Source organism: Vibrio sp. 99-8-1 (assembly GCF_013114595.1).
Taxonomy (GTDB): domain Bacteria; phylum Pseudomonadota; class Gammaproteobacteria; order Enterobacterales; family Vibrionaceae; genus Vibrio.
In genome coordinates this window covers 51218-72877 of the sequence record NZ_VTXE01000022.1, presented here as the reverse complement: position 1 = coordinate 72877, position 21660 = coordinate 51218, and the positions used below count along the sequence as shown (strand labels likewise).

The window sequence follows — 21660 nt, the reverse complement described above, 5'->3', positions numbered from 1 at the left end:
AGAGAACACCTCTTATTGACAAACTCTAAAATAGGCTAAGTGAACACAATGTGAATACGGCAAAAAATTATGCTAATTGTAGCAATTTCTCACTGTTTTCTTTTAGCAAAGAGATCAGATTAAGGTCGTTATTGGCTGCCAAATCGAGAATGGCATTGATATCTTCACTCATGCCTTCAGGGAGTAATGAGCATCTTGCCTGACTATAAGTGAGCATTCTTTTCTCCCCTGGATGGGGCAATTTATTGATGGCAAAAAGCACATCAAAATAGCTAGCAAGGTAGGCGGCAACTCGGTGATTGACACTGATTCTGTCATTTCGCTTTATCGCTTTTTCGATCTGCTTAGGGTAGCAGGCGATAGAGCTAGAGAGTAACGGGGCATTTTTTGCGACAATATTTTTTGTCAGTGCCTCAGGGTAAGGAATTGAGTACTTAGACTTGAGTTTATTAAGTTGCTGCTCTCTATCAAAGGTAATATGTGAGTTGAGTAGATTAAACCAAAAACAACTGGAGTACCCGACAGACGCTTGATGGTTGAATACGATATGACTAAGCTGTTGATCTAGCCAAGCTAAAGAGCGATAAATAATGTCGATTTCCGTGCCGTTTTTTAGTATTCCATCATCTTCTGTTTCCCAAAACTGATTGTTTAACTCTATGTAATCACAGCTCTCTTCTGTTATTTTCTCTCTTATTTTTATTGGGATCTCTGCACTGGTGTAGACGTATAAATCGTAGTCTGAAAGTGCATCGTGCATATTAACAGTATGGGAACCGCCAAGCGCTACAGCTTCAACTTGAGGCAACTGTGATAAGGAGGTAATTAATGTGTGGAGGTTGTCTTGTGGCATAAAACGACTTTGGTTGCAAAGTGAAGCTCATTTTATAACCTAGTTGCTCAGCTACAAAACCTTGTTTTGCTCACAAAATGAGTGAACAGTTATTTTTACGGTGATTTTTGCCTGTGACGACTCACAATCTAGTCAGTGAATATCTTGATTGATGACTATGTTAATCCTTGAATAATAACAAATTTATCTAATAATTCTTCATCGGACTCAATATGTTGGGGATCAGTAATGATACATTTAGTAATAGGGCAAACGGATTGGCAGGTTGGCTTCTCATAGTGACCTTTACACTCTGTGCATAAAAGTGGATCTATCTCATAGATCTCTGCTCCCATAGAGATGGCACCATTAGGGCATTCTGGTTCACACATGTCACAGTTGATGCAGCTATTTTGAATGAGTAGCGCCATAGTAAATGTTACCTTTACGATATAACAAAAGCGGAGTCCGCCTCGGGGGATAATGAGGCGCGAAGTTTAGCATATTGGTTGTGAATCTCTAGACTTATTGAGCGCAGAGAATCGCTACGATTATTAACTAAATAATCGCACAACAGCTAATAGTGAAGGGGTTAAGCAGCAATAAGCTGATAATTAGACCAAGTGTTTACGTCATCATCGCTTAGTTCGTCTGTGATCTTAGAAATCAAATGCAAAATTTGGCTGCTTTGCTGATCATCAAACACATAGTTTGTGATGATCGCCCAACCTCTAACGACACATTGACCGCCAGAGTTTCTGATACACTCTTCTATGCGTTTTACGCTAGTTTCACAGTAGGATTCAATTTTATATAAATTACTCATATTACACCGTCTGCCAAACTCTTAATTTCGTCCTTTTAGCTATTCCCTTCGTCAGGGCAAGAGTTTGCCGAATTATTGATACCTTGATTAATATGCATAATTGATACCGGATTTTCAATAGTAAATATATCATTTTTTACATACAAAAAAGGCTTACCATAGTAAGCCTTTATAATTAGTAATATTTTTATTACAAAATCATCGATTATTTTTTGTTCGGATTACGCGTATCTTGACCTGAGGTAAAATTGCGCATAAGCAGAGCGTATTCTAGCTCTATCTCTTCTGGAACAGGGATAAAGACAAAGTGACCGTTACCTTTTGCATCATCGATCTGCTCTGACTTTCGGTTTTCCATTTTTTCTAGCGTAAAGGTAATGTTTCCTTGAGGTGTCATTAATTCTAATTGATCACCAACAACAAATTTATTTTTTACGTCAACTTCAACAAGATCACCGCGGCGTTTGCCAGTGAACTCTCCGACAAATTGCTGAGTGTCGGATACAGAGTAACCATAGTCATAGTTTTGATACGCATCATGAGTGTGACGACGTAGGAAGCCTTCTGTGTATCCACGGTGAGCTAGGCTTTCCAAGGTACCCAATAGGCTTTCGTCAAAAGGCTTTCCCTCTACCGCATCGTCGATAGCTTTACGGTAAACTTGAGCGGTTCTTGCGCAGTAGTAAAATGATTTAGTACGGCCTTCAATTTTTAAAGAGTGAACACCCATTTTTGTTAATCGGTCTACGTGTTGAACGGCACGAAGATCTTTGGAGTTCATAATATACGTGCCGTGTTCATCTTCAAAAGCCGCCATTTTTTCTTCTGGTCGGTGGCTTTCAGAGAGCAACACAACCTCATCCGTTGGCTTGCCTAAGCCTAGTGTATTGTCTGGGCGTTCAATGGCTTCTTGAATTTCCACAATTTGGCCAGAATCACTCTCTTGTGCTTTTTCTACTTTATATTCCCAGCGACAAGCATTGGTGCAAGTGCCTTGGTTAGGATCTCGTTTATTGATGTAACCAGAAAGCAGACAACGACCAGAGTAAGCCATACATAGCGCGCCATGAACAAAAATTTCTAGCTCAGTTTCAGGGCAATGCTCACGAATCTCTTCGATCTCCTCTAATGATAGTTCACGAGAGAGAATGACCCTTTCCACACCTTGAGTAGACCAGAATTTTACGGTCGCCCAGTTTACGGCGTTAGCTTGAACAGAAAGATGAATGGCCATATCAGGAAAGGCTTCGCGAACCATCATGATTAAGCCTGGATCAGACATAATTAAGGCATCAGGGCCCATATCGACAACGGGCTTTAAGTCACGAATGAAGGTCTTCAGCTTTGAGTTATGAGGCTGAATATTACAAACCACATAAAGCTTCTTACCTTGAGCGTGAGCTTCATCAATACCAATTTGCAGATTTTCGTGGTTAAACTCGTTGTTTCTTACGCGGAGGCTGTATCTAGGTTGTCCTGCGTATACGGCATCTGCACCATAGGCAAAGGCGTATCGCATATTCTTCAAGCTGCCTGCTGGAGACAGTAATTCTGGTTTAAACATTGCTTTTATTCTCTAGTCTGATGTCAAGTCAGAATTGCGCTACCTAATAGCGCAATCGGATACTCATTACATAGTAAAATATGCGTTAAATATGAGCATTTAATGGAGGGCGAATTCTACTTGAAAAGTAAGGAAGAGGAAACTGAAGATAATAAAAAGCGATGAAGTGAATTTCTTTACTTCATCGCACTTTGCGTCGCGATTTGCAAATTGCAGTGCATCGCTATAGTTAATGGAAGAATTATCCGTTCTGAGCCGGTAACCCACCAAGTAACTCAAATAGATTAGGCAAGAAGCTACTGAGTTCTGAGCTCATCAAAGAGAAGTCGGCATCAAAACGTGCTGCTCGATCTTCTCTTGGAATATCTTCATTTTGATCTTTTAGCTCATCGCTAAACTTAAGGCGTTTAATGCTAGCATCGTCCGCCAGTACAAAATCAATACGCTCTTGCCAGTTTAGAGCAAGCTTGGTGACAATTTTATTGGCTTCAAGATGGTTAACAATATCGTCAGAGCTTAATTCCAGCTTTTTACAGCGAATTACGCCACCTTCTTCTTGAAGGGATTGTAATTCAGCTTCATGAAGTAAAGTAATGTCTGCTGGTGTTTCGCCAGTTTTTACCCATTCGGTTAAGGTATTTTCTACTGGGGCTTCTGGAATCGCTGGAACAACAGGCAAGCTACCAATGCTTTTACGTAACAGCGCCAATACGTCTTCAGCTTTCTTATAACTTGACGCATCTACCACTATCATTCCCTCTTTTGGAAGAATGAGTACGTAGGTGAACTGGCTACGGCTGAATGCGCGAGGAAGTAGATCGACTAAAATATCTTCTTTAATATTGTCTTTCTCTTTTTTCTTAACTGGGCGGCCTTCTTGCAGCTCCAGCGCTTCTATCTTCTCTGCCATATTGTCATTAACAACCGAAGCGGGCAGAATTTTTTCCTCTTTTTTGGCACAGATTAAGATTCGCCCTTCACTCATATGCGTCAATGTGTCGCCAAATTTACCCATGGCATTTGTCCAGCCAAACTTACTCTTATCTTGGCTTCCGCAAGGCTTAAAGCGAAACTCTTCGAGTTGCTGTTCAAGTTTTTCTGCGTCGAAATCGATATCACGATTAAAGCGATAGGCTAGACAGTTTTTAAACCACATTATATTTCTCTACTCTAAAATCAAGGGCAGTAATAATACCAGTTCCACCGACGAACGGTAGTGAATGTTGTAACAAACGGTACTCTGCTTCTAAACAAGTTAATGATCATGAGTTCCATTAAATTGAGACGACAGTTGTATGAAAAATAGTTTGCAATGGTCACAAAAGTGTCATATTTAGTAAAGATAATGCATAGTGTTGACAGAAACTTAAAGGTTACTCAATTATGTCGAGAAGGATTTTGGTTGTTGAAGATGAAGCTCCCATTCGTGAAATGTTGTGCTTTGTTCTTGAGCAAAAAGGATATCAAGTGGTAGAGGCAGAAGATTATGAGATGGCTCTTAATAAGCTGTGCGAACCCTATCCTGATCTTATACTGTTAGATTGGATGTTACCTGGTGGTTCTGGTATCAATCTTATCAAGCATCTAAAGCGTGAAGATATAACCAAACACATACCGGTTGTTATGCTAACTGCTCGCGGTGAAGAAGAAGATAAAGTGCGCGGGTTAGAAGTGGGTGCTGATGACTATATTACCAAGCCATTTTCACCGAAAGAGCTGGTGGCGAGACTAAAAGCGGTTATTCGCAGAGTATCACCTACTGCATTGGAAGATGTTATCGATGTGCATGGTTTGAAACTCGATCCTGTTTCTCATCGTGTCACGGCCAATGATGCGCCACTCGATATGGGACCTACCGAGTTTAAAATGCTGCACTTCTTTATGACTCATCAAGAGAGAGTTTATAGCCGAGAACAGCTACTAAATAATGTCTGGGGAACCAACGTATACGTTGAGGACCGCACGGTTGATGTGCATATTCGACGACTGCGTAAAGCACTGGAAGGTGCGAACCATGACAAGCTGATTCAAACTGTGCGTGGTGCGGGTTATCGCTTTTCCACCAAGGCATAACGTACCGTTACGAGGGGCTGAATGATTGAGAAGTTAACCTGGAAAAAGCTAGTGTGGTCATTGGCTTTTTTTTACGCTCCTTGGGTGCTAATAGGTTGGTTGTTCGGCTATATGTCGTGGTTGCTGCTTGCTGCCACGGCTATTCAACTTTTATGGCACTTCCATAATCAAATTCGTTTGTCTTCTTGGTTATGGGACGAAAAAAGATTAACGCCTCCCTCTGGCACCGGGCACTGGGAAGGTCTATTTAATGGTATCTATCGTTTAAGCCAGAGACAAAGAAGAAAGCGTAAAGAGCTGACTAATTTAATTCGACGTTTCCGCAATGGTGCTGAGTCATTGCCTGATGCCGTTGTGGTATTTAGAAGCGAAGGCAACATCGTTTGGTGCAATAAATTGGCCCAGCATCTGTTAGGTTTCCGTTGGCCTGATGATTCAGGTCAGCCTATTTCAAATCTTATTCGAACCCCTGATTTTATTAAGTACCTCAATAAAGGTAATTTTTCCGATCCTTTGGAAATGCGTTCGCCGTTAAATGTCGAGAGAATGCTGGAGTTACGTATTGTGCCTTATATGGAAGGGGAGCACTTAATGGTGGTTCGTGATGTGAGCCAATTAAAGCAACTCGAAGGGATGAGAAGAAACTTTTTTGCCAATGTGTCTCATGAACTGCGTACACCTATGACGGTATTACAAGGTTATCTGGAGATGACGGAAGATGTTGAAATGTTGCAAGGTCCTATGTGGCCAAAAGCTCATGGCGTGATGACGGAACAGTTAAATCGCATGAATGCGTTAGTCAATCAACTCCTTACTTTGTCTAAGATTGAAGCGGCTCCTATGCATGAACTTGATGAAGTGGTGAATGTACCCAATATGCTGGAAGTATTGGAGAAAGAGGCCAGCACATTAAGTGGACAAGATAAGCATCAGCTCTATTTTGATGTGGATGACTCTCTTAAAGTGTTGGGTGATGAAGATCAGCTGCGCAGTGCAATATCTAACTTGGTTTATAATGCGGTGAAATATACTCCTGCGGGAGCTCAAATACATGTGCGCTGGTATAAAACCAATCGTGGCGCTCATCTTGATGTGGAAGACAGTGGCGACGGCATTGAGCCTCAACATCTGCATCGTCTTACGGAACGTTTTTATCGAGTAGACAAAGCTCGCTCTAGAGAAACGGGCGGCAGCGGGTTAGGGTTAGCGATAGTTAAACATGCCCTTAATCACCATGATTCAGCGTTAGAAATAAGCAGCGAAGTGGGTATTGGAAGCCAGTTCTCCTTTGTTTTGCCAAAACGTTTAATAGTTAGGTAATGGCGTGAATCGATTTATATTGAGTGCTGTTTATTCCATCCTTCTTATTGCAAGTCCATCGGGGATCAGCAAAGAGCTTTCCAGTTATAAAAAAGTTCCCGGACTAACGGGTAACCTAACTTCCATTGGTTCAGATACTCTTGCCAGCATGATGTCATTGTGGAGCGAGAAATTTAATAGCTACTACCCCAATGTCAATATTCAGGTTCAAGCTTCAGGTTCTTCAACGGCAACGCCAGCATTAACGGAAGGAACGGCTCAATTTGGTCCTATGAGTCGCCCAATGCGGCTAAAAGAGCTTGAAGCGTTTGAACGTGAGTACGGTTACAAGCCTGTCGAGTTAAAAGTGGCTATTGATGCCATAGGGATTTTTGTGCACGAAGATAACCCCATTAAAGGGCTTAACTTCCAACAGATCGACAGTATTTTTTCTAGTACTATGCGCTGCGGCGCAAATAAACAGATCAGTAGCTGGCAGGCTCTATCCGTAGAAGGAAATTGGGCTAAACGACGTATTCAACTTTTTGGGCGAAATTCGGTTTCAGGAACCTACGGCTATTTTAAGAAAGTCGCTTTGTGTGGTGGTGATTTCTCTCCAAATGTTAATGAACTACCCGGCTCTGCATCGGTCGTTCAAGCTGTTGCTTCTTCAATTAATGCCATTGGTTATTCTGGTGTTGGTTATCGCGTCTCTGGTGTAAAGCTGCTGCCAATCGCCCATCAGGGTGAACAGTATATAGAAGCCAATAAAAGCAATATATTGTCTAACCGTTATCCTCTTTCTCGTTACCTTTATGTTTATGTGAATAAACACCCAGCGAAAGCGATGTCTCTAATTGAGCGTGAATTTATTCGTTTCATTTACTCAAAAGAGGGACAACAAATAGTTGAGAAAGATGGCTATGTCGCTATATCAAAAGATCTTGCGGCAAAAGAGCTTGAGAAAGTTGGTTTTGCGAACAATTGAGTGGCGTTGGTTCGAATAAACCTTAGTTTTGAGCCAAGGTTTATTCAATATGTGGACGCTTGTTGAACGACGAATATGCAATCGTTGGGAGTAATTAGAACTCCAATAGCCATTCGGCTTTTTGCCACCTCTCTTGCTCAGATACCAAGTCAGCATGCAGCAGCTTATTGTTTTCCAACCAGTTTTTGTCATCACTGGTTAATTTCCAGTGATCTTCCTTTTCCACTACCAATTGCAAATTAGGTAAAGGATCTTCACTTCGTTGACCATTTAACAACACAGACAAACGAAGAATTCGGATAAGCTGAATGACTTGCTTCTTCTTATATTGAGTGAACTCTTCCATTTCATGGAGTTTGAGAGACTTACGGTGAAAGCGAACCAGAGTGGATAAAATCAGTTGTTGTTCGGCATTAAAGCCGGGCATATTGGTATAACGCAATATGTAGGCGGCATGGCGGTGGCAGCCTTGATAACTGATACTCAATCCTACTTCATGAAGCAGTGCACTCCAGCCAAGTAAAGAAGCCAGTTCATGATTTTTCTTTATTATTTTGTTGCTGGTTATCTGTTTGAGGAAGGAGAAAGCTTGCTGGCGAACTCTATCGGCATGATTGAGATCGACTAGATGTTTCTGGGCGAGATTCTCTGTGGTTCTCATACGAATGTCGGTACGCTCAAAACGTTCTTCCATTTCATACAGTAACCCTTCTCTTAGTGCTCCATCAGAAAAGTGCATCTCTTTAATATTTAGCCCAGACATAATGGCATCTAATATGGCCACTCCTGCGGCAAATACAGGCTTCCGATCATCACTTAAACCATCAAGCTTAATATCGTCAATGGAGTCAAACTGGCATAAGGTTTCGATGAGCTTCTGGATTCGTTTGGTCGTAATTACGCCATCGTCGTAACCGATCGCGATGAGTACATCTCGAATTGCCTTGATGGTGCCAGAAGAGCCAAGAGCGAGTTGCCAGCCTTTTCTTTTATAGGGTTTCACCAAAGACTCAAACTGTTGTTGGCTGGCGATACTGGCCGCGGCAAAGTTTTTGGATGAGAGCTTTCCGTTTGCAAAGAACTGTTCGGTAAAGCTTACGCATCCCATCAAGGTGCTGTTGACGAGCTCTGCATCAAAACCATCACCAATGATCATTTCGGTACTGCCGCCACCAATATCAATCACCAGTTTAGATCTTGATTCACTTTGGGTGTGTGCCACGCCTAAATAGATCAGTCGCGCCTCCTCTGTTCCGGGAATAATTTCCACAGGAAAGGGGAGGATCTCTTTTGCCCGACGAATGAAAAACGAGGCGTTTCTTGCTTGTCGTAGAGTATGAGTAGCGGCGATTCTTACATCTCCAATTTCAAACCCTTGCAAGCGTTCTGCAAACATGGCTAAACAGTCTAGTCCTCGCTGAATCGCTTCTTCACTTAAGATTCGGCTTTTATCTAGTCCTGATGCTAAACGAACTCGCTGTTTATGGCGACTAATAATTTGAAGGTCATTGCCAGCCACCGATGCGACGACCATATGGAAACTATTAGAACCAAGATCTATTGCTGCAATTTGTCGGCTATTTAGGCCCAGTTTTTCATTCATTATTTAGTATCTTATTTTCTGCTCGGATATCCTTCTCTGCTTGCTTAATATAATCATATATAGCGATTTGAGAACGAATTTTCTTTCTGTTACCGCGAGGGACATACGTATTGCTCATCTCTTTATCTATCCAGCGCGCTTTTACTGTATCAGTAAAGTGAATATCAATAATATCCTGAATGCGGTTTTTCAGTCGGCTATCTTTAATAGGAACGGCGACTTCAATACGATAGTCGATGTTACGCGTCATCCAATCACCGGACGAGATATAGACCGAAGGATCGCCACCATTCTCGCAGATGATTACCCTAGGGTGTTCTAAGAATCGGTCAACAATACTGATAATTTCTATATTATCACTGATCATTTTCACATCAGGAACCAGTGAGCACATACCGCGGATAATCATTTTGATTTTTACCCCAGCAGCACTGGCACCATAAAGCTTATTGATCATCCCTTTGTCTACTAGGTTATTGATTTTTATTGTTATACCGGCCTTTTTGCCCTCTTTTGCATTGGCAATTTCGTTGTCGATTAATTTGTACAGTCGACTCCGTGAGTTTCGTGGTGAAACAATAAGATGATTAAACTTAACCGGACGGTATGGGTTTTCAATATAGCCAAAGACATTCCTTACTTCATTGGTGATTTCAGGATCCGCCGTCAGCAACGTAAAGTCGGTATAAATACGAGCGGTTTTCTCATGGAAGTTACCTGTACCAATATGAGCGTAACGAACGATTTCATCCCCTTCTCGACGAGATATAAGCAGTAATTTTGAGTGAATTTTTAAACCGGGCGCACCAAACTGAACATGTACACCTGCTTCGGTCAGTACTTTTGACCACTCTATATTGGCCTCTTCATCAAACCTTGCTTGCAGCTCAACCACTACGGTGACCTCTTTGCCACTGTGTACTGCATCAATTAGCGAGTTCATCAATTTAGAGTGCTTAGCAACTCGGTAGATGTTAATTTTTATACTGCGAACTTTTGGGTCAAACGACGCTTGACGAACCAATTCCGTAATATGATCAAAGGTGTGATAAGGGTAATAAAGAAGGATATCCTTCGCTTTTATGGCATCGAAGCTATTGTCATAGTCATCAAAATCCGCACACGTTAATGGTGGTAGCGGTTTGTTTTCTAAGTAGTCGCGTCCTACATTAGGAAAGCCGATAAAATCTTTAAAGTTGTGATAACGACTGCCTGCAATTAGGTTGTCATAGTTCGATATTTGTAATGTTTCGCACAAGAAAGAGAGCATCTCTTTTGGCATTTCACGTTCGTATACAAACCGGACAGGCATCGCCGTTAGTCGCTGTGCAACACCTTCAGACATTTGTTCTAACAGGCTGTGTTCAACTTCAAAACCGAGATCATACTCAGAGTCACGGGTCATTTTCATTGAGTAACAAGAGAGAGATTCGTACTCAAAGAACCCTCGAAAAATATCATCAAGACAGTAGCGAATAATATTGTCGAGCAGAATGATGGTTTTACGCCGTTTACCTTTCTGCTCTGGCACCATAACAAAGCGGGGAAGTTGGTCGGTAGGAATTTCTAATAGAGCGTATTGATTGCGCTCTTTTTTCTTTTTCTTTTTCAACTCTACCGTTAAATAAGCGTACTCATCTTTTAGAAACTGTAGGACATCGATTTCTTCAGTCATTAATAGCGGGGTTATATGAGGCAGCACTTCCTTACGGAAATATTGGGTAACCCACTGCTGTTGAACTTCATTTAACTGTGTTTCATTGACAAGAAAAATTCGGCGACGAGCCATCTCTAATAATAGTTCACTGTAAAGTTCATCAAAATCGGTCTCTAACTGCGCCGCTTTCGTTTGCATTTTTGATAGTAAGATTTTCGCGTCATCGTTGCCGCCACTCTCTTTTGAGATAAGGATTCGACGTTTTACGTCGGCAAAGCGAACTTTGTAGAACTCATCTAGATTATTGGAATAAATACCTAGGAAGCGAATTCGTTCAATGAGCGGTACATTTTTGTCTGCCGCTTCTTGTAAAACTCGTTCGTTAAAGGATAGCCAACTTAATTCTTTATCTATATACAGCTTTTCTGCGCTCATGTTACCTTCCGATTTTGTTAGCATTTAACGGTGATCTTTACTTTATATAAAAAGATCTGAAGTGAAAGGTAGGTGTTTTTTGTTACAAAAATATTTCAAAGACGCCTACGTATGAAATTGGGTATAGATTTATACCTTTAAGTTACTTGGTTCTTCTCTTTTAGTGTAATCTAACTGTCATATAAACGAAATATATTAAGGTCAATAGACCCTAGTCGCGATAAAGAGAGAGAAAGATAAAATGGCCACTGCCGGGTTTTCATTGAAAGAGAGGGATAAAAAACGATATATAAAAGATCGTTTGGCTCGCTTTACAGTGATCAGTGGCGCGATCGCCGTGTTAGCCGCCATTATGCTGATTTTCTTCTATCTGCTAATGATTGTTCTTCCGGTCTTTTCTAGTGGCAGCATTGAGCGCCTTGCACAGTACTCATACCCATATAGCAATGATATTGTCGCCGTTGGCGTTGGTGAGTATGGTGAAAATGCCTATTTATTCGATGAGCAAGGAGAGCTTAGCTATATTGGGTTTGAGCAAAATAAAGCCAATACATTATTAACTACTCAAGTTATGGTTCAGCCCAATAGCTTCACCAAAGGTGATAGAGCGAAAGGGTGGTTTGCTTATGCCAGTAAGCAAGGTGAAGTGATAGCCGTTAAGCCCAAATACAGCGTCTCTTTTACTGCGGAAGGCCGAATATTGACACCAGATATGCAAGCCTTTTATGACGGTAAACCAATACTCCTCGATCCTGATCGAAACCCGATTGAACAATTTTCCTTTGCCATCGATCAGCACTCTGGTTTTTTTGTGTCAGTGAGTGAAGGGGGTCAGGTAAATGCAGTGGAAGTCGTACAGGCACTTTCGGACAATCAAGCCAAAGCTAGCTGGCAAACGAATCGAATTTCGCTCTCCAACTTTCCCAATAATATAAAGAAGTTATTACTATCCCCTGATGGTCAACAACTGTTTGTACTTTCTAATAGTGAGTTAGTGGTCATGGTGTATACCGCGCAAAGCTATACGGTTAGAGAGGTGATTGATTTATCACAGGGAGACAGCAGTAAGTCCGTGGACAGCATAGAGCTTCTTGCAGGAGCTCAATCTCTGTTAGTCACTCATAAGGACAATTCAACGTCGCAATGGTTTGATGTGTTAAGCCAAGGTGAGCGAAAGTTAACTAAAATTCGTGACTTTGAATTAGGCGAAGCGGTTTCTATACTTATTCCGGATACCTTTCGTAAAGGTTTTTATACCATTCATCAAAGTGGTGCAATAAACAGCTTTTATACAACAAGTGAGAATCATCTCTTTTCTGAGAAGATATTTACGTCAATACCGGAGAGTGCCGCTCTTTCTGCTAATGAAAAATACCTGCTTGCCGCGACTAAATCCCACCTGTCTACTTATCAAATTGAAAATGCGCACCCAGAAGTCTCATTCCGCTCTTTATGGCAGAAAGTGTGGTATGAGAGTTATCCTGAAGCGCAATTTGTTTGGCAATCAACTTCCGCTAGTGATGATTTCGAAGCAAAGTTTAGCTTAATACCTATTGCATTTGGTACCTTAAAAGCCACCTTCTATGCGATGCTGTTTTCTGTGCCAATTGCCGTTTTTGGCGCCATATACACAGCTTATTTTATGTCTTCTCCTATGCGAAGCGTGGTGAAGCCAGCAGTTGAGCTTATGGAAGCTTTACCGACGGTTATTATTGGTTTTCTTGCTGGTTTATGGCTTGCTCCTATAGTGGAAAACAATTTATCTGGTGTGGTGGTTGTGATGATCATGATGCCTATCTCTGCGATAGCGGTAGGCTTACTTTGGAATACCTTTCCTGCTCAGTTAATGAAACGACTGCCTAATGGCTGGCATGCCATTATTTTGATTCCTGTGTTTCTTGCCATTATGGTGTTTGGTCTTAATATGTCCGCGACTATTGAGCAGTGGTTATTCAATGGGGATGTCAGGATATTTTTAGCGGAACATGGCTTCAATTATGATCAGCGTAACGCGCTGGTGGTGGGTATGGCGATGGGTTTTGCGGTCATTCCTACCATATTTACCATCGCAGAAGATGCCATTTTTTCTGTACCCAAGCACTTATCTGATGGTTCGCTCGCATTAGGTGCAACTCAGTGGCAAACCTTAGTCTATGTGGTACTGCTTACGGCTAGTCCTGGTATATTTTCGGCAATCATGATTGGTTTAGGAAGAGCGGTGGGGGAAACAATGATTGTTCTTATGGCGACGGGTAATACGCCAATAATGGATATCAATGTGTTTGAAGGAATGCGAAGTTTATCCGCGACGATTGCGGTTGAAATGCCGGAATCAGAAGTGGGAGATACGCATTATCGTTTGTTGTTTTTGGCTGCGTTACTTCTATTGATCTTTACTTTCGTGGTGAACTCATTGGCCGAAATCGTTAGACAACGATTAAAAGACAAATATAGCTCAATGTAGGTATTAACAGTGAATTCTATTAAGCAGTGGGCAATGTCAGGAAAACTTTGGATATGGTTATCAGGTGGTGCAGTAAGTATCAGTTTGATATCGGTATTTGGGCTATTGTTGTTAATCGGTTGGAAAGGGCTCACCTATTTTTGGCCAGCGCCTCTATTGGAGTGGCAAGACAGCAATGGTAAGCGGATTGTTGGTCAGGTTTACCAACGTGATAGTGTTCCCATTGATTACCTCTCCATTGATAAAAGCGAGCTATCGGAACAAGCATTAGCATCAGGAAAAGTTGAGCGTCTCAGTATAAAGATAGCCAACCGTGAACTCTATTCTCTCGATTTTATCTCTTTGCTGGTTGAAGATGTTACCGAGAAAGAACCGCCTAAAGAGTGGGCTGTATTTGAACGTAGCCAAAATGGTGATTTCTTTGGTCGCCCGTTAGCCTATATCACTGAAAATGGTCGATATACTACAGATATAGCCACGCATATTGAGCATGCTATTGATTTTGCCAATACGCTACGCATAGAAATTGAACGTATTTCGAATGGTGAAATACGGCAAATAGGCTGGGAGCTAAATCAGTTACGACTGGAAAAACGCAAGCAAGAACTTAATCAAAGCTTAACCGATGAGTATATTCAGCAACACAATGAAAGAAAGCGAGTACTCACTTCTTTGTTGTTTGAATCTGAAGCTAAGTTAGAACTACTTCGCTCTCGATTAAGGGGGGAGTACTTGCTTGTTGAGGATATGACCGGACAGCAGAGCAAACTCTCTTTAGAAGTTATACTCGATGCTTGGTATCCAAATACCATGTCAATGGGTGAAAAACTGTGGCATTGGGCTGTTCAGGTAAAGAAATTTATCGTCGATGAACCCAGGGAAGCCAACTCTGAAGGTGGCGTATTTCCGGCCATTTTTGGCACGGTATTCTTAGTATTAATGATGTCGGTGATTGTTACTCCTCTAGGTGTTATTGCCGCCGTGTATTTACATGAGTATGCAGCGAATAATGCCCTTACTCGTTTGATACGAGTCGCGGTGATTAACCTTGCCGGGGTTCCATCTATAGTATATGGCGTATTTGGTCTTGGCTTTTTTGTGTACACGATTGGTGGTTCAATAGATGAGTTTTTTTATAGCGCTAAATTGCCCACACCAACATTTGGAACGCCGGGAATATTGTGGTCTGCATTGACATTAGCACTGTTAACTCTGCCAGTGGTGATTGTCTCTACAGAAGAGGGGTTAAGCCGAATTCCATCTTCAGTACGCCATGGCTCTTATGCCTTAGGCGCGACGCAATTTGAAACCTTGTGGAGAATTGTTATTCCAATGGCGAGCCCAGCTATAATTACTGGCTTAATATTGGCTGTTGCTAGGGCCGCGGGAGAAGTTGCCCCTTTAATGCTCGTTGGCGTAGCAAAGCTTGCGCCTAGTTTGCCCGTTGATGGCAATTTTCCTTATATCCATTTGGAGCGAAAATTCATGCATCTGGGATACCATATTTATGATGTTGGTTTTCAGGCTCCAAATACTGAAGCGGCGAGGCCATTGGTCTATGCTACTTCTTTTTTACTGGTTATGGTTGTAGTTGGACTTAACTTAACGGCTATTAATATTAGAAATAATTTACGAGAGAAATATCGCTCTCTAGGACAAGATTAATTATGTATTCGGTTAGTTCAACGCTAGGTTATGAACCACCACTTGATGTCAATAATTTGTCTGATGATGATACTGCTATTGCCATCGATGGCCTGAACTTATTCTATAAAAATAGTCAGGCTCTTGTGGATATATCAATGGGTATACCAAAAGGAAAAGTGACCTCCTTTATCGGTCCATCGGGGTGTGGAAAGTCAACCTTATTAAGGTGTCTTAACCGAATGAATGATCTGGTTGAAGGTTGCCGCATAGAAGGTGATGTTCGTCTTTATGGAAATAATATTTATCATGAAAATGTTGACGTAGCGACCTTGCGAAGACGGGTTGGTATGGTATTCCAGCGACCGAATCCGTTCCCCAAATCTATTTACGAAAATGTGGTGTTCGGCTTAAGGTTACAAGGTGTAAAAAACGCCCGTGTATTGGACGATGCGGTTGAGAAGTCGTTGAAAGCAGCAGCACTATGGGATGAGGTGAAAGATCGGTTACATGAGAGCGCTTTTGGTTTATCTGGTGGGCAACAGCAGCGATTGGTGATTGCCAGAGCCATTGCGATTGAACCGGAAGTGTTGTTATTGGACGAACCAACGTCTGCGCTGGACCCTATTTCAACGTTAACCATAGAAGAGTTGATTAACGAGTTAAAAACCAAATACACCGTGGTGATTGTTACTCATAATATGCAGCAGGCTGCCAGAGTGAGTGACTATACAGCATTTGTACATTTAGGTAAGCTAGTGGAGTACAACGATACCGATTCGATATTTACCTCACCGGTAAAAAAACGAACGGAAGATTACATCACCGGAAGATACGGATAAGGTTACAAGGGCAATTATGCATTTTGGTCGTCATATTTCAGGACAGTTCAATGTAGAGCTAGAATCTATTCGAACCCATGTACTCACTATGGGAGGCTTAGTCGAACAGCAACTCTCTTTTGCTATGCAAGCGCTTAACAAAGAAGATATTGAGTTGGCTAAAAAGGTAGTAAAAGACGATCATAAAGTGAACGCGTTAGAAGTCTCTATTGACGAAGCGTGTACCCGAATTATTGCTAAGCGACAACCGACGGCAAAAGATTTACGCTTGGTAATGGCGATTATTAAGACCATCACTGATTTAGAGAGAATTGGCGATGTCGCTACTCGAATCGCGAGAGTTGCGATAGAAACCCCGTCCACACGTGAACAAAAATTCCATGTGTCGTTAGAACCATTATGCCGGCAAGCGATCTCTATGCTCCATCAAGTTTTAGATGCGTTTGCTCGTATGGATGTCGATGCAGCAGCAGAAGTGTATAAATTAGATAATAAGTTAGATGAAGAGTATGAGGCCGTCATACGACAACTGATGACTTATATGATGGAAGACCCCAAAAATATCCCCAACATTTTGCAAGTGATGTGGTCAGCTAGAGCGATAGAGCGAGTCGGTGACCGTTGCCAGAATATTTGTGAATACATCATTTACTTTGTTAAAGGAAAAGACATTCGTCATCTAGATGAGGACGATATTGATGAGTATATTCGCTAGTCGTTCGTTGTGTTGATAGCTGTGAATGACATTCTAACTTTATATTCAGAGACTTAATTCATTTAAACGGGTACAATCCCAAATGATATCTATTTTCATTTGTATGGACGTTTATTATGTTTTATCTTTCAGCCGTGACCCTACTCTGGGCTTTCTCCTTCAGCCTTATTGGTGTGTATCTCGCAGGTCAAGTTGATTCATGGTTTTCAGTATGGATGCGTGTTGCTCTGGCCGCGGTTGTTTTTTTGCCTTTCTTAAAGTTTCGTCAGGTTACCAAGTTACTCGCTATTAAACTGATGGTTATTGGTGGTATTCAGCTTGGCTTGATGTACTGTTTTTACTATCAATCGTTTTTACTGCTTTCTGTTCCAGAAGTACTGCTGTTTACGGTACTGACTCCCATTTATGTCACTCTAGTTTATGATTTATTCAAGGGGCGCTTTTCATTTTGGTACTTGGTTACAGCGGCTATCGCTGTTGCTGGCGCGATGGTGATTAAATTTTCGGGGGTAAATGAGAATTTCTTATTAGGCTTTTTTGTTGTTCAAGGGGCGAACCTCTGTTTTGCCATTGGGCAGGTCGCTTATAAAGTTGTGATGGAGAATGAGCAAAGCACATTGCCTCAGCATACCGTTTTTGGTTACTTCTATTTAGGCGCTCTGGTTGTCGCCAGTATCGCATTTCTTCTTATGGGCAATATTGAAAAGCTACCAACCACTAATCTACAGTGGGGCATCTTGGTTTACCTAGGGTTGGTTGCGTCTGGCCTTGGTTATTTCATCTGGAATAAAGGGGCGTGTTTAGTTAATGCCGGCGCTTTGGCTGTGATGAATAACGCATTGGTTCCAGCCGGGCTGGTGGTGAATATTTTAATCTGGAACCGAGATGTAGACGTGACTCGTTTATTACTGGGTGGTGGGGTGATTATGCTCTCTCTGTGGATAAACGAAACGATTGTGAAGAAAAAAGTGCAAGCTCAGTTATCTACTGAGACTAGATAAGCGATTTGCACTGCTGACATAATCAAGCCATCGCTATCAAGTTTAGCTTATAAAACTTTGATAATAGCGGTGGCTTTTTGGTATTTAATGCTCTTCATTTACGAGCAGTAAACGCTAGTATTTATCAGGCACATAAGATTGCTCATCAATTGGTGCTCTTATGTAGCCCTCTTTATTGATTTCAGGCAGCTCTATTTTAGGCTGTTTGACATCTTGATAGTCGATACAAGAGAGGAAGTGGCTAATGCAGTTTAATCGAGCCCGTTTTTTATCATCAGATGCAACCACCCACCACGGGGATTGCTTGGTGTCGGTATAATTAAACATCTTATCTTTAGCTTGAGAATATTCGGCCCAGCGGCTTCTTGATTCAAGATCCATTGGGCTAAACTTCCACTGCTTAACTGGAGTGTTGATACGTTCTAAGAATCGTTTTTCTTGCTCTTCGTCGGAAACAGAGAACCAATACTTTATTAAAATAATTCCAGAGCGAATAAGCATACGTTCAAATTCAGGGCAAGAACGTAAAAAATCTTCGTACTCATCATCGTTACAAAAGCCCATTACTTTTTCGACACCGGCACGGTTGTACCAACTGCGGTCGAAAAGCACAATTTCACCCGCGGAGGGAAGGTGGGCTACATAACGTTGAAAATACCACTGTGTTTTCTCTTTCTCTGTTGGGGCTGGCAGTGCGGCAATACGACAAATACGAGGGTTTAGCTTCTCGGTAATACGTTTTATTGCCCCCCCTTTTCCCGCTGCGTCTCGGCCTTCAAATAAAACGACAACTTTGAGCCCTTTATGTTGAACCCAAGATTGTAGCTTAACCAGCTCTATTTGAAGCTGCCTGAGTTCTGACTCATATACTTTTTTATCCAGTTTAGCCATGATTGTTCTCCACATCTTTTCATTTAAAGTCTAGGCTAAACTCAGTTATCCTCAAGGTGGTTGATCCAGTAAAGTTTATATATTTGTCAGCAAGATATAGAACGAAGACGCTCGGCAACCTTCTTGATTTTGTCGGTACTGGTTACAGGAATCGCAAAATCGTCAACATCACTTGCACCCATTTTTGCATTGTCGGCAATGGCGAGCATATGACTGGTGCGAGTTGTTTTACCGGATAAATGAACTTCAGTGATCCCTGTGCAGCGTACAATATTGGTGACGTTGTGAGCATTTACTCCTGCCCCTGCCATAATTGAAAAACGGCCATTTGCCTTTTTAACCATATCCGCTATGACTTCACACCCTTGATCGGCAGAAGCGGCAAGACCAGAGGTGAGAATTCGCTGGCAACCTAGTTCCGCTATCGCTTCAATAGCTTGGTTATAGTCATTACATTGATCAATCGCTCGATGGAAGGTAACGCCTAAACCGGCGGCTGACTGCATAATGCGTTTTGAGCGCTCAATATCGATATCACCCTCTGCGGTAAGTAAGCCAAAAACGATACCTTGGAGTCCTGCCTGTTTGGCTACATGGATATCTTCCAGCATAGAGTCAATATCAGAATCTTGATAAAGAAAATCCCCTTGTCTTGGACGGATCATCGCGTATACCGGAATAGTAGAGAGCTCGGCGGCTTTTTTCATAAGGCCATAGCTTGGTGTTAAACCACCTAATGCGAGAGATGAGCAGAGTTCGATGCGTGTTGCGCCACCTGCAATGGCATTTGGTAAAGATTCTAGATTATCAATACAGACTTCGAGTTGGACATTCATTGTTACACCATTTTATCTACGCTAGATTTTATCCCGTTCAGTGATTTGTTGATGTTATTTATCTGGATAAGGCTAACTGGATATCGTTCTATGGGAGAGTGGAGAAGTATAACAAAAGAGAGGTCACTGTTTGGAGGAAATAAAAAACCCGGAAATATTCCGGGTTTTGGTTTTGGCTAACTTATTACTTTATAACTGATTGGCGTGCGTTTTACGCTTTATATTGTGTCCAACCATCAACCTGTGAGCGCAGGCGAATTAGTAATAGTTTATTTTAAATCATCTTCATGTTCAGATAGGAATGCAGCAACACCTTTTGGTGACGCATCCATACCTGCTTTACCTTCTTCCCACTGTGCTGGGCATACTTCACCATTTGTTTGGTGGAAGTTTAATGCGTCAACCATGCGAAGCATTTCGTCGATGTTACGACCAAGAGGTAGGTCATTAACTACTTGGTGACGAACTAGACCGTCTTCATCAATTAGGAATGAACCACGGAAAGCAACACCTGCTTCTGGATGTTCTACATCGTATGCTTTACAGATTTCATGTTTAACATCAGCAATAAGAGGGTATTTAACTTGACCAATACCACCATCTTCGATTGCAGTGTTACGCCATGCGTTGTGTGAGAATTGTGAATCGATAGAAACACCAATAACTTCAACACCTTTCGCTTGGAAATCTTCGAAACGTTTGTCAAAAGCAATAAGCTCTGATGGGCAAACGAAAGTGAAGTCTAGTGGGTAAAAGAATACAACTGCTTTTTTACCTTTAGTGAATTCTGCAAAGTTAAAGCTATCAACAATCTCACCGTTACCCAATACAGCTGCAGCAGTAAAATCTGGGGCTTGACGACCAACTAGTACCATTTTTTTGCTCCTAAATAGAATTATTATCAAACGTATGTTTGATTCCGTGTTTCGATAACAGAACTATAGTACATAATCATGGATAGAAAAAAGCGAATTAAATAGATTGATTTAATCGAAAAAAGCGATAAGGTTGATTTTCTTTATATTGAGTTATTACCCATTAAGAATAAGTGGTTAGTATGAATAAGTGGCCAAGCCTCAAACAACTGCACTACATAATTACCCTACATGAAACCAGACACTTTAGCGAGGCAGCACAGCGCTGTTTTGTTAGTCAATCTACTTTGAGTAAAGGAATACAAAATTTAGAAGAGATGATTGGCTGTCCACTTTATGAAAAGAAGGACAAAAAAAGCCCATTGGTGTTTACACCTGCGGGCGAGCAAGTGGTCACTCATGGTAGAGAACTGTTGGCAAAGGGACAGGACTTAATGGAGTTAGGTCAACTATGCCAAGGTGACGCAATGCAAGGGCGGTTAAAAGTGGGTTGTATTCCTACCATTGCACCATTTTTATTGTGTGATTTGGTGCAAGAGATAAATCAGCGCTTCCCACAGCTTGATCTATTGCTTAGAGAAGACACCACAAGTAATTTGCTGCAGGCACTAAAACATGGGGATCTTGACGTGTTAATTTTGGCGTTGCCTATGGATATAGGCAATATGCAGAGCCAAATCGTTGGGCAAGACCCGTTTAGAATGGTCATCAGCCGTAATCAAGCTGGCGCAATACGAGTTCCGATTAAGTATGATGATCTTCCTGATGAGTCGGTGTTTTTGTTAGAAAATGAACACTGTTTAACAGAACATGCTGTATCAGCATGTAAGTTAACGGATAAAGATAAAATAAACCCTTTCACTGCGACAAGTTTGCACACTTTGGTGCAGATGGTTGCCAATGGTCTTGGGACCACATTTATCCCTCAAATGGCCATTGAACATGGTCTCTTGGATAATCAAAATTTAATTGTCGTTGATCCTCCCGGACAGCAAGCCTATCGAGATATTGGTCTAGTTTGGCGACCGAGTTCATCTCGTTATGAGACTTTCGAACAACTTGGTGAAGTGGTTTCAGGCCTTTTATAAGTAAACGCATCTAAAAAAGCTCTCTAG

19 protein-coding genes are annotated in these 21660 nt (G+C 41.6%); 9 read left to right on the top strand and 10 right to left on the bottom strand.

Annotated features, from left to right (window positions below; translation table 11 throughout):
• Positions 1-67: 67 nt before the first annotated feature.
• The 5 genes from F0227_RS13605 to rdgC form a co-directional block, all read right to left on the bottom strand.
• Positions 68-853, bottom strand: a complete 786-nt coding sequence (locus tag F0227_RS13605) for a DUF4037 domain-containing protein (RefSeq protein WP_171753763.1) — start codon at positions 851-853, stop codon at positions 68-70.
• A gap of 155 nt (positions 854-1008) precedes the next feature.
• Positions 1009-1263: a YfhL family 4Fe-4S dicluster ferredoxin gene (locus tag F0227_RS13600; RefSeq protein WP_171753762.1), complete on the bottom strand. Its 255-nt coding sequence runs from the start codon at positions 1261-1263 to the stop codon at positions 1009-1011.
• Between the two features lie 161 nt (positions 1264-1424).
• Positions 1425-1658, bottom strand: a complete 234-nt coding sequence (locus tag F0227_RS13595; protein WP_171753761.1) for a hypothetical protein — start codon at positions 1656-1658, stop codon at positions 1425-1427.
• A gap of 205 nt (positions 1659-1863) precedes the next feature.
• Positions 1864-3222 carry a tRNA 5-hydroxyuridine modification protein YegQ gene (gene yegQ, locus F0227_RS13590; protein ID WP_171753760.1) on the bottom strand — a complete coding sequence of 453 codons (1359 nt, stop codon included), beginning with the start codon at positions 3220-3222 and terminating at the stop codon, positions 1864-1866.
• 241 nt (positions 3223-3463) lie between these two features.
• Positions 3464-4378: a recombination-associated protein RdgC gene (gene rdgC / locus F0227_RS13585; RefSeq protein WP_171753759.1), complete on the bottom strand. Its 915-nt coding sequence runs from the start codon at positions 4376-4378 to the stop codon at positions 3464-3466.
• A 227-nt stretch (positions 4379-4605) separates the two neighbouring features.
• On the opposite strand from rdgC, the gene phoB reads away from it, so the two are divergent.
• The 3 genes from phoB to F0227_RS13570 are packed head-to-tail and all read left to right on the top strand — an operon-like array spanning position 4606 to position 7582.
• Positions 4606-5295, top strand: coding sequence for a phosphate regulon transcriptional regulator PhoB (phoB, locus tag F0227_RS13580; RefSeq protein WP_171753758.1), 690 nt, complete (start codon positions 4606-4608; stop codon positions 5293-5295).
• Positions 5296-5316: 21 nt separating this feature from the next.
• The gene (gene phoR / locus F0227_RS13575) at positions 5317-6615 is read left to right on the top strand and encodes a phosphate regulon sensor histidine kinase PhoR (RefSeq protein ID WP_171753757.1); all 1299 of its coding nucleotides are present in this window, start codon (positions 5317-5319) and stop codon (positions 6613-6615) included.
• 37 nt (positions 6616-6652) lie between these two features.
• The gene (locus F0227_RS13570; protein WP_345775808.1) at positions 6653-7582 is read left to right on the top strand and encodes a phosphate ABC transporter substrate-binding protein; all 930 of its coding nucleotides are present in this window, start codon (positions 6653-6655) and stop codon (positions 7580-7582) included.
• Between the two features lie 94 nt (positions 7583-7676).
• On the opposite strand, the gene ppx is transcribed toward F0227_RS13570, so the two are convergent.
• Positions 7677-9185, bottom strand: coding sequence for an exopolyphosphatase (gene ppx, locus F0227_RS13565; RefSeq protein WP_171753755.1), 1509 nt, complete (start codon positions 9183-9185; stop codon positions 7677-7679).
• Positions 9178-11277, bottom strand: a complete 2100-nt coding sequence (gene ppk1, locus F0227_RS13560) for a polyphosphate kinase 1 (RefSeq protein WP_171753754.1) — start codon at positions 11275-11277, stop codon at positions 9178-9180. Before ppk1 ends, ppx begins: the two co-directional genes overlap by 8 nt.
• A gap of 241 nt (positions 11278-11518) precedes the next feature.
• On the opposite strand from ppk1, the gene F0227_RS13555 reads away from it, so the two are divergent.
• The 5 genes from F0227_RS13555 to F0227_RS13535 all read left to right on the top strand — a co-directional run bounded on the left by F0227_RS13555 (position 11519) and on the right by F0227_RS13535 (position 17943).
• Complete coding sequence (locus F0227_RS13555) at positions 11519-13741, top strand: ABC transporter permease subunit (protein WP_171753753.1); 2223 nt, start codon at positions 11519-11521, stop codon at positions 13739-13741.
• 33 nt (positions 13742-13774) lie between these two features.
• Positions 13775-15406: a phosphate ABC transporter permease PstA gene (gene pstA, locus F0227_RS13550; protein ID WP_171753776.1), complete on the top strand. Its 1632-nt coding sequence runs from the start codon at positions 13775-13777 to the stop codon at positions 15404-15406.
• A gap of 2 nt (positions 15407-15408) precedes the next feature.
• Complete coding sequence (gene pstB, locus F0227_RS13545; protein WP_171753752.1) at positions 15409-16227, top strand: phosphate ABC transporter ATP-binding protein PstB; 819 nt, start codon at positions 15409-15411, stop codon at positions 16225-16227.
• Between the two features lie 16 nt (positions 16228-16243).
• Positions 16244-16942, top strand: coding sequence for a phosphate signaling complex protein PhoU (phoU, locus tag F0227_RS13540; protein ID WP_171753751.1), 699 nt, complete (start codon positions 16244-16246; stop codon positions 16940-16942).
• Between the two features lie 116 nt (positions 16943-17058).
• Positions 17059-17943 carry a carboxylate/amino acid/amine transporter gene (locus F0227_RS13535; RefSeq protein WP_171753750.1) on the top strand — a complete coding sequence of 295 codons (885 nt, stop codon included), beginning with the start codon at positions 17059-17061 and terminating at the stop codon, positions 17941-17943.
• 114 nt (positions 17944-18057) lie between these two features.
• On the opposite strand, the gene ppk2 is transcribed toward F0227_RS13535, so the two are convergent.
• From ppk2 to F0227_RS13520, 3 genes are all read right to left on the bottom strand, one after another.
• A complete protein-coding gene (ppk2, locus tag F0227_RS13530) occupies positions 18058-18834 on the bottom strand; it encodes a polyphosphate kinase 2 (RefSeq protein ID WP_171753749.1) in 777 nt (258 codons plus the stop codon).
• 86 nt (positions 18835-18920) lie between these two features.
• On the bottom strand, positions 18921-19670 hold the full coding sequence (locus tag F0227_RS13525) for a copper homeostasis protein CutC (protein ID WP_171753748.1): 750 nt from the start codon (positions 19668-19670) through the stop codon (positions 18921-18923).
• A 269-nt stretch (positions 19671-19939) separates the two neighbouring features.
• Positions 19940-20545, bottom strand: a complete 606-nt coding sequence (locus F0227_RS13520; RefSeq protein ID WP_171753747.1) for a peroxiredoxin C — start codon at positions 20543-20545, stop codon at positions 19940-19942.
• Between the two features lie 182 nt (positions 20546-20727).
• Here F0227_RS13520 and F0227_RS13515 point away from each other — a divergent pair, with 182 nt between their 5' ends.
• Complete coding sequence (locus F0227_RS13515; RefSeq protein ID WP_171753746.1) at positions 20728-21633, top strand: hydrogen peroxide-inducible genes activator; 906 nt, start codon at positions 20728-20730, stop codon at positions 21631-21633.
• Positions 21634-21660: the final 27 nt, after the last annotated feature.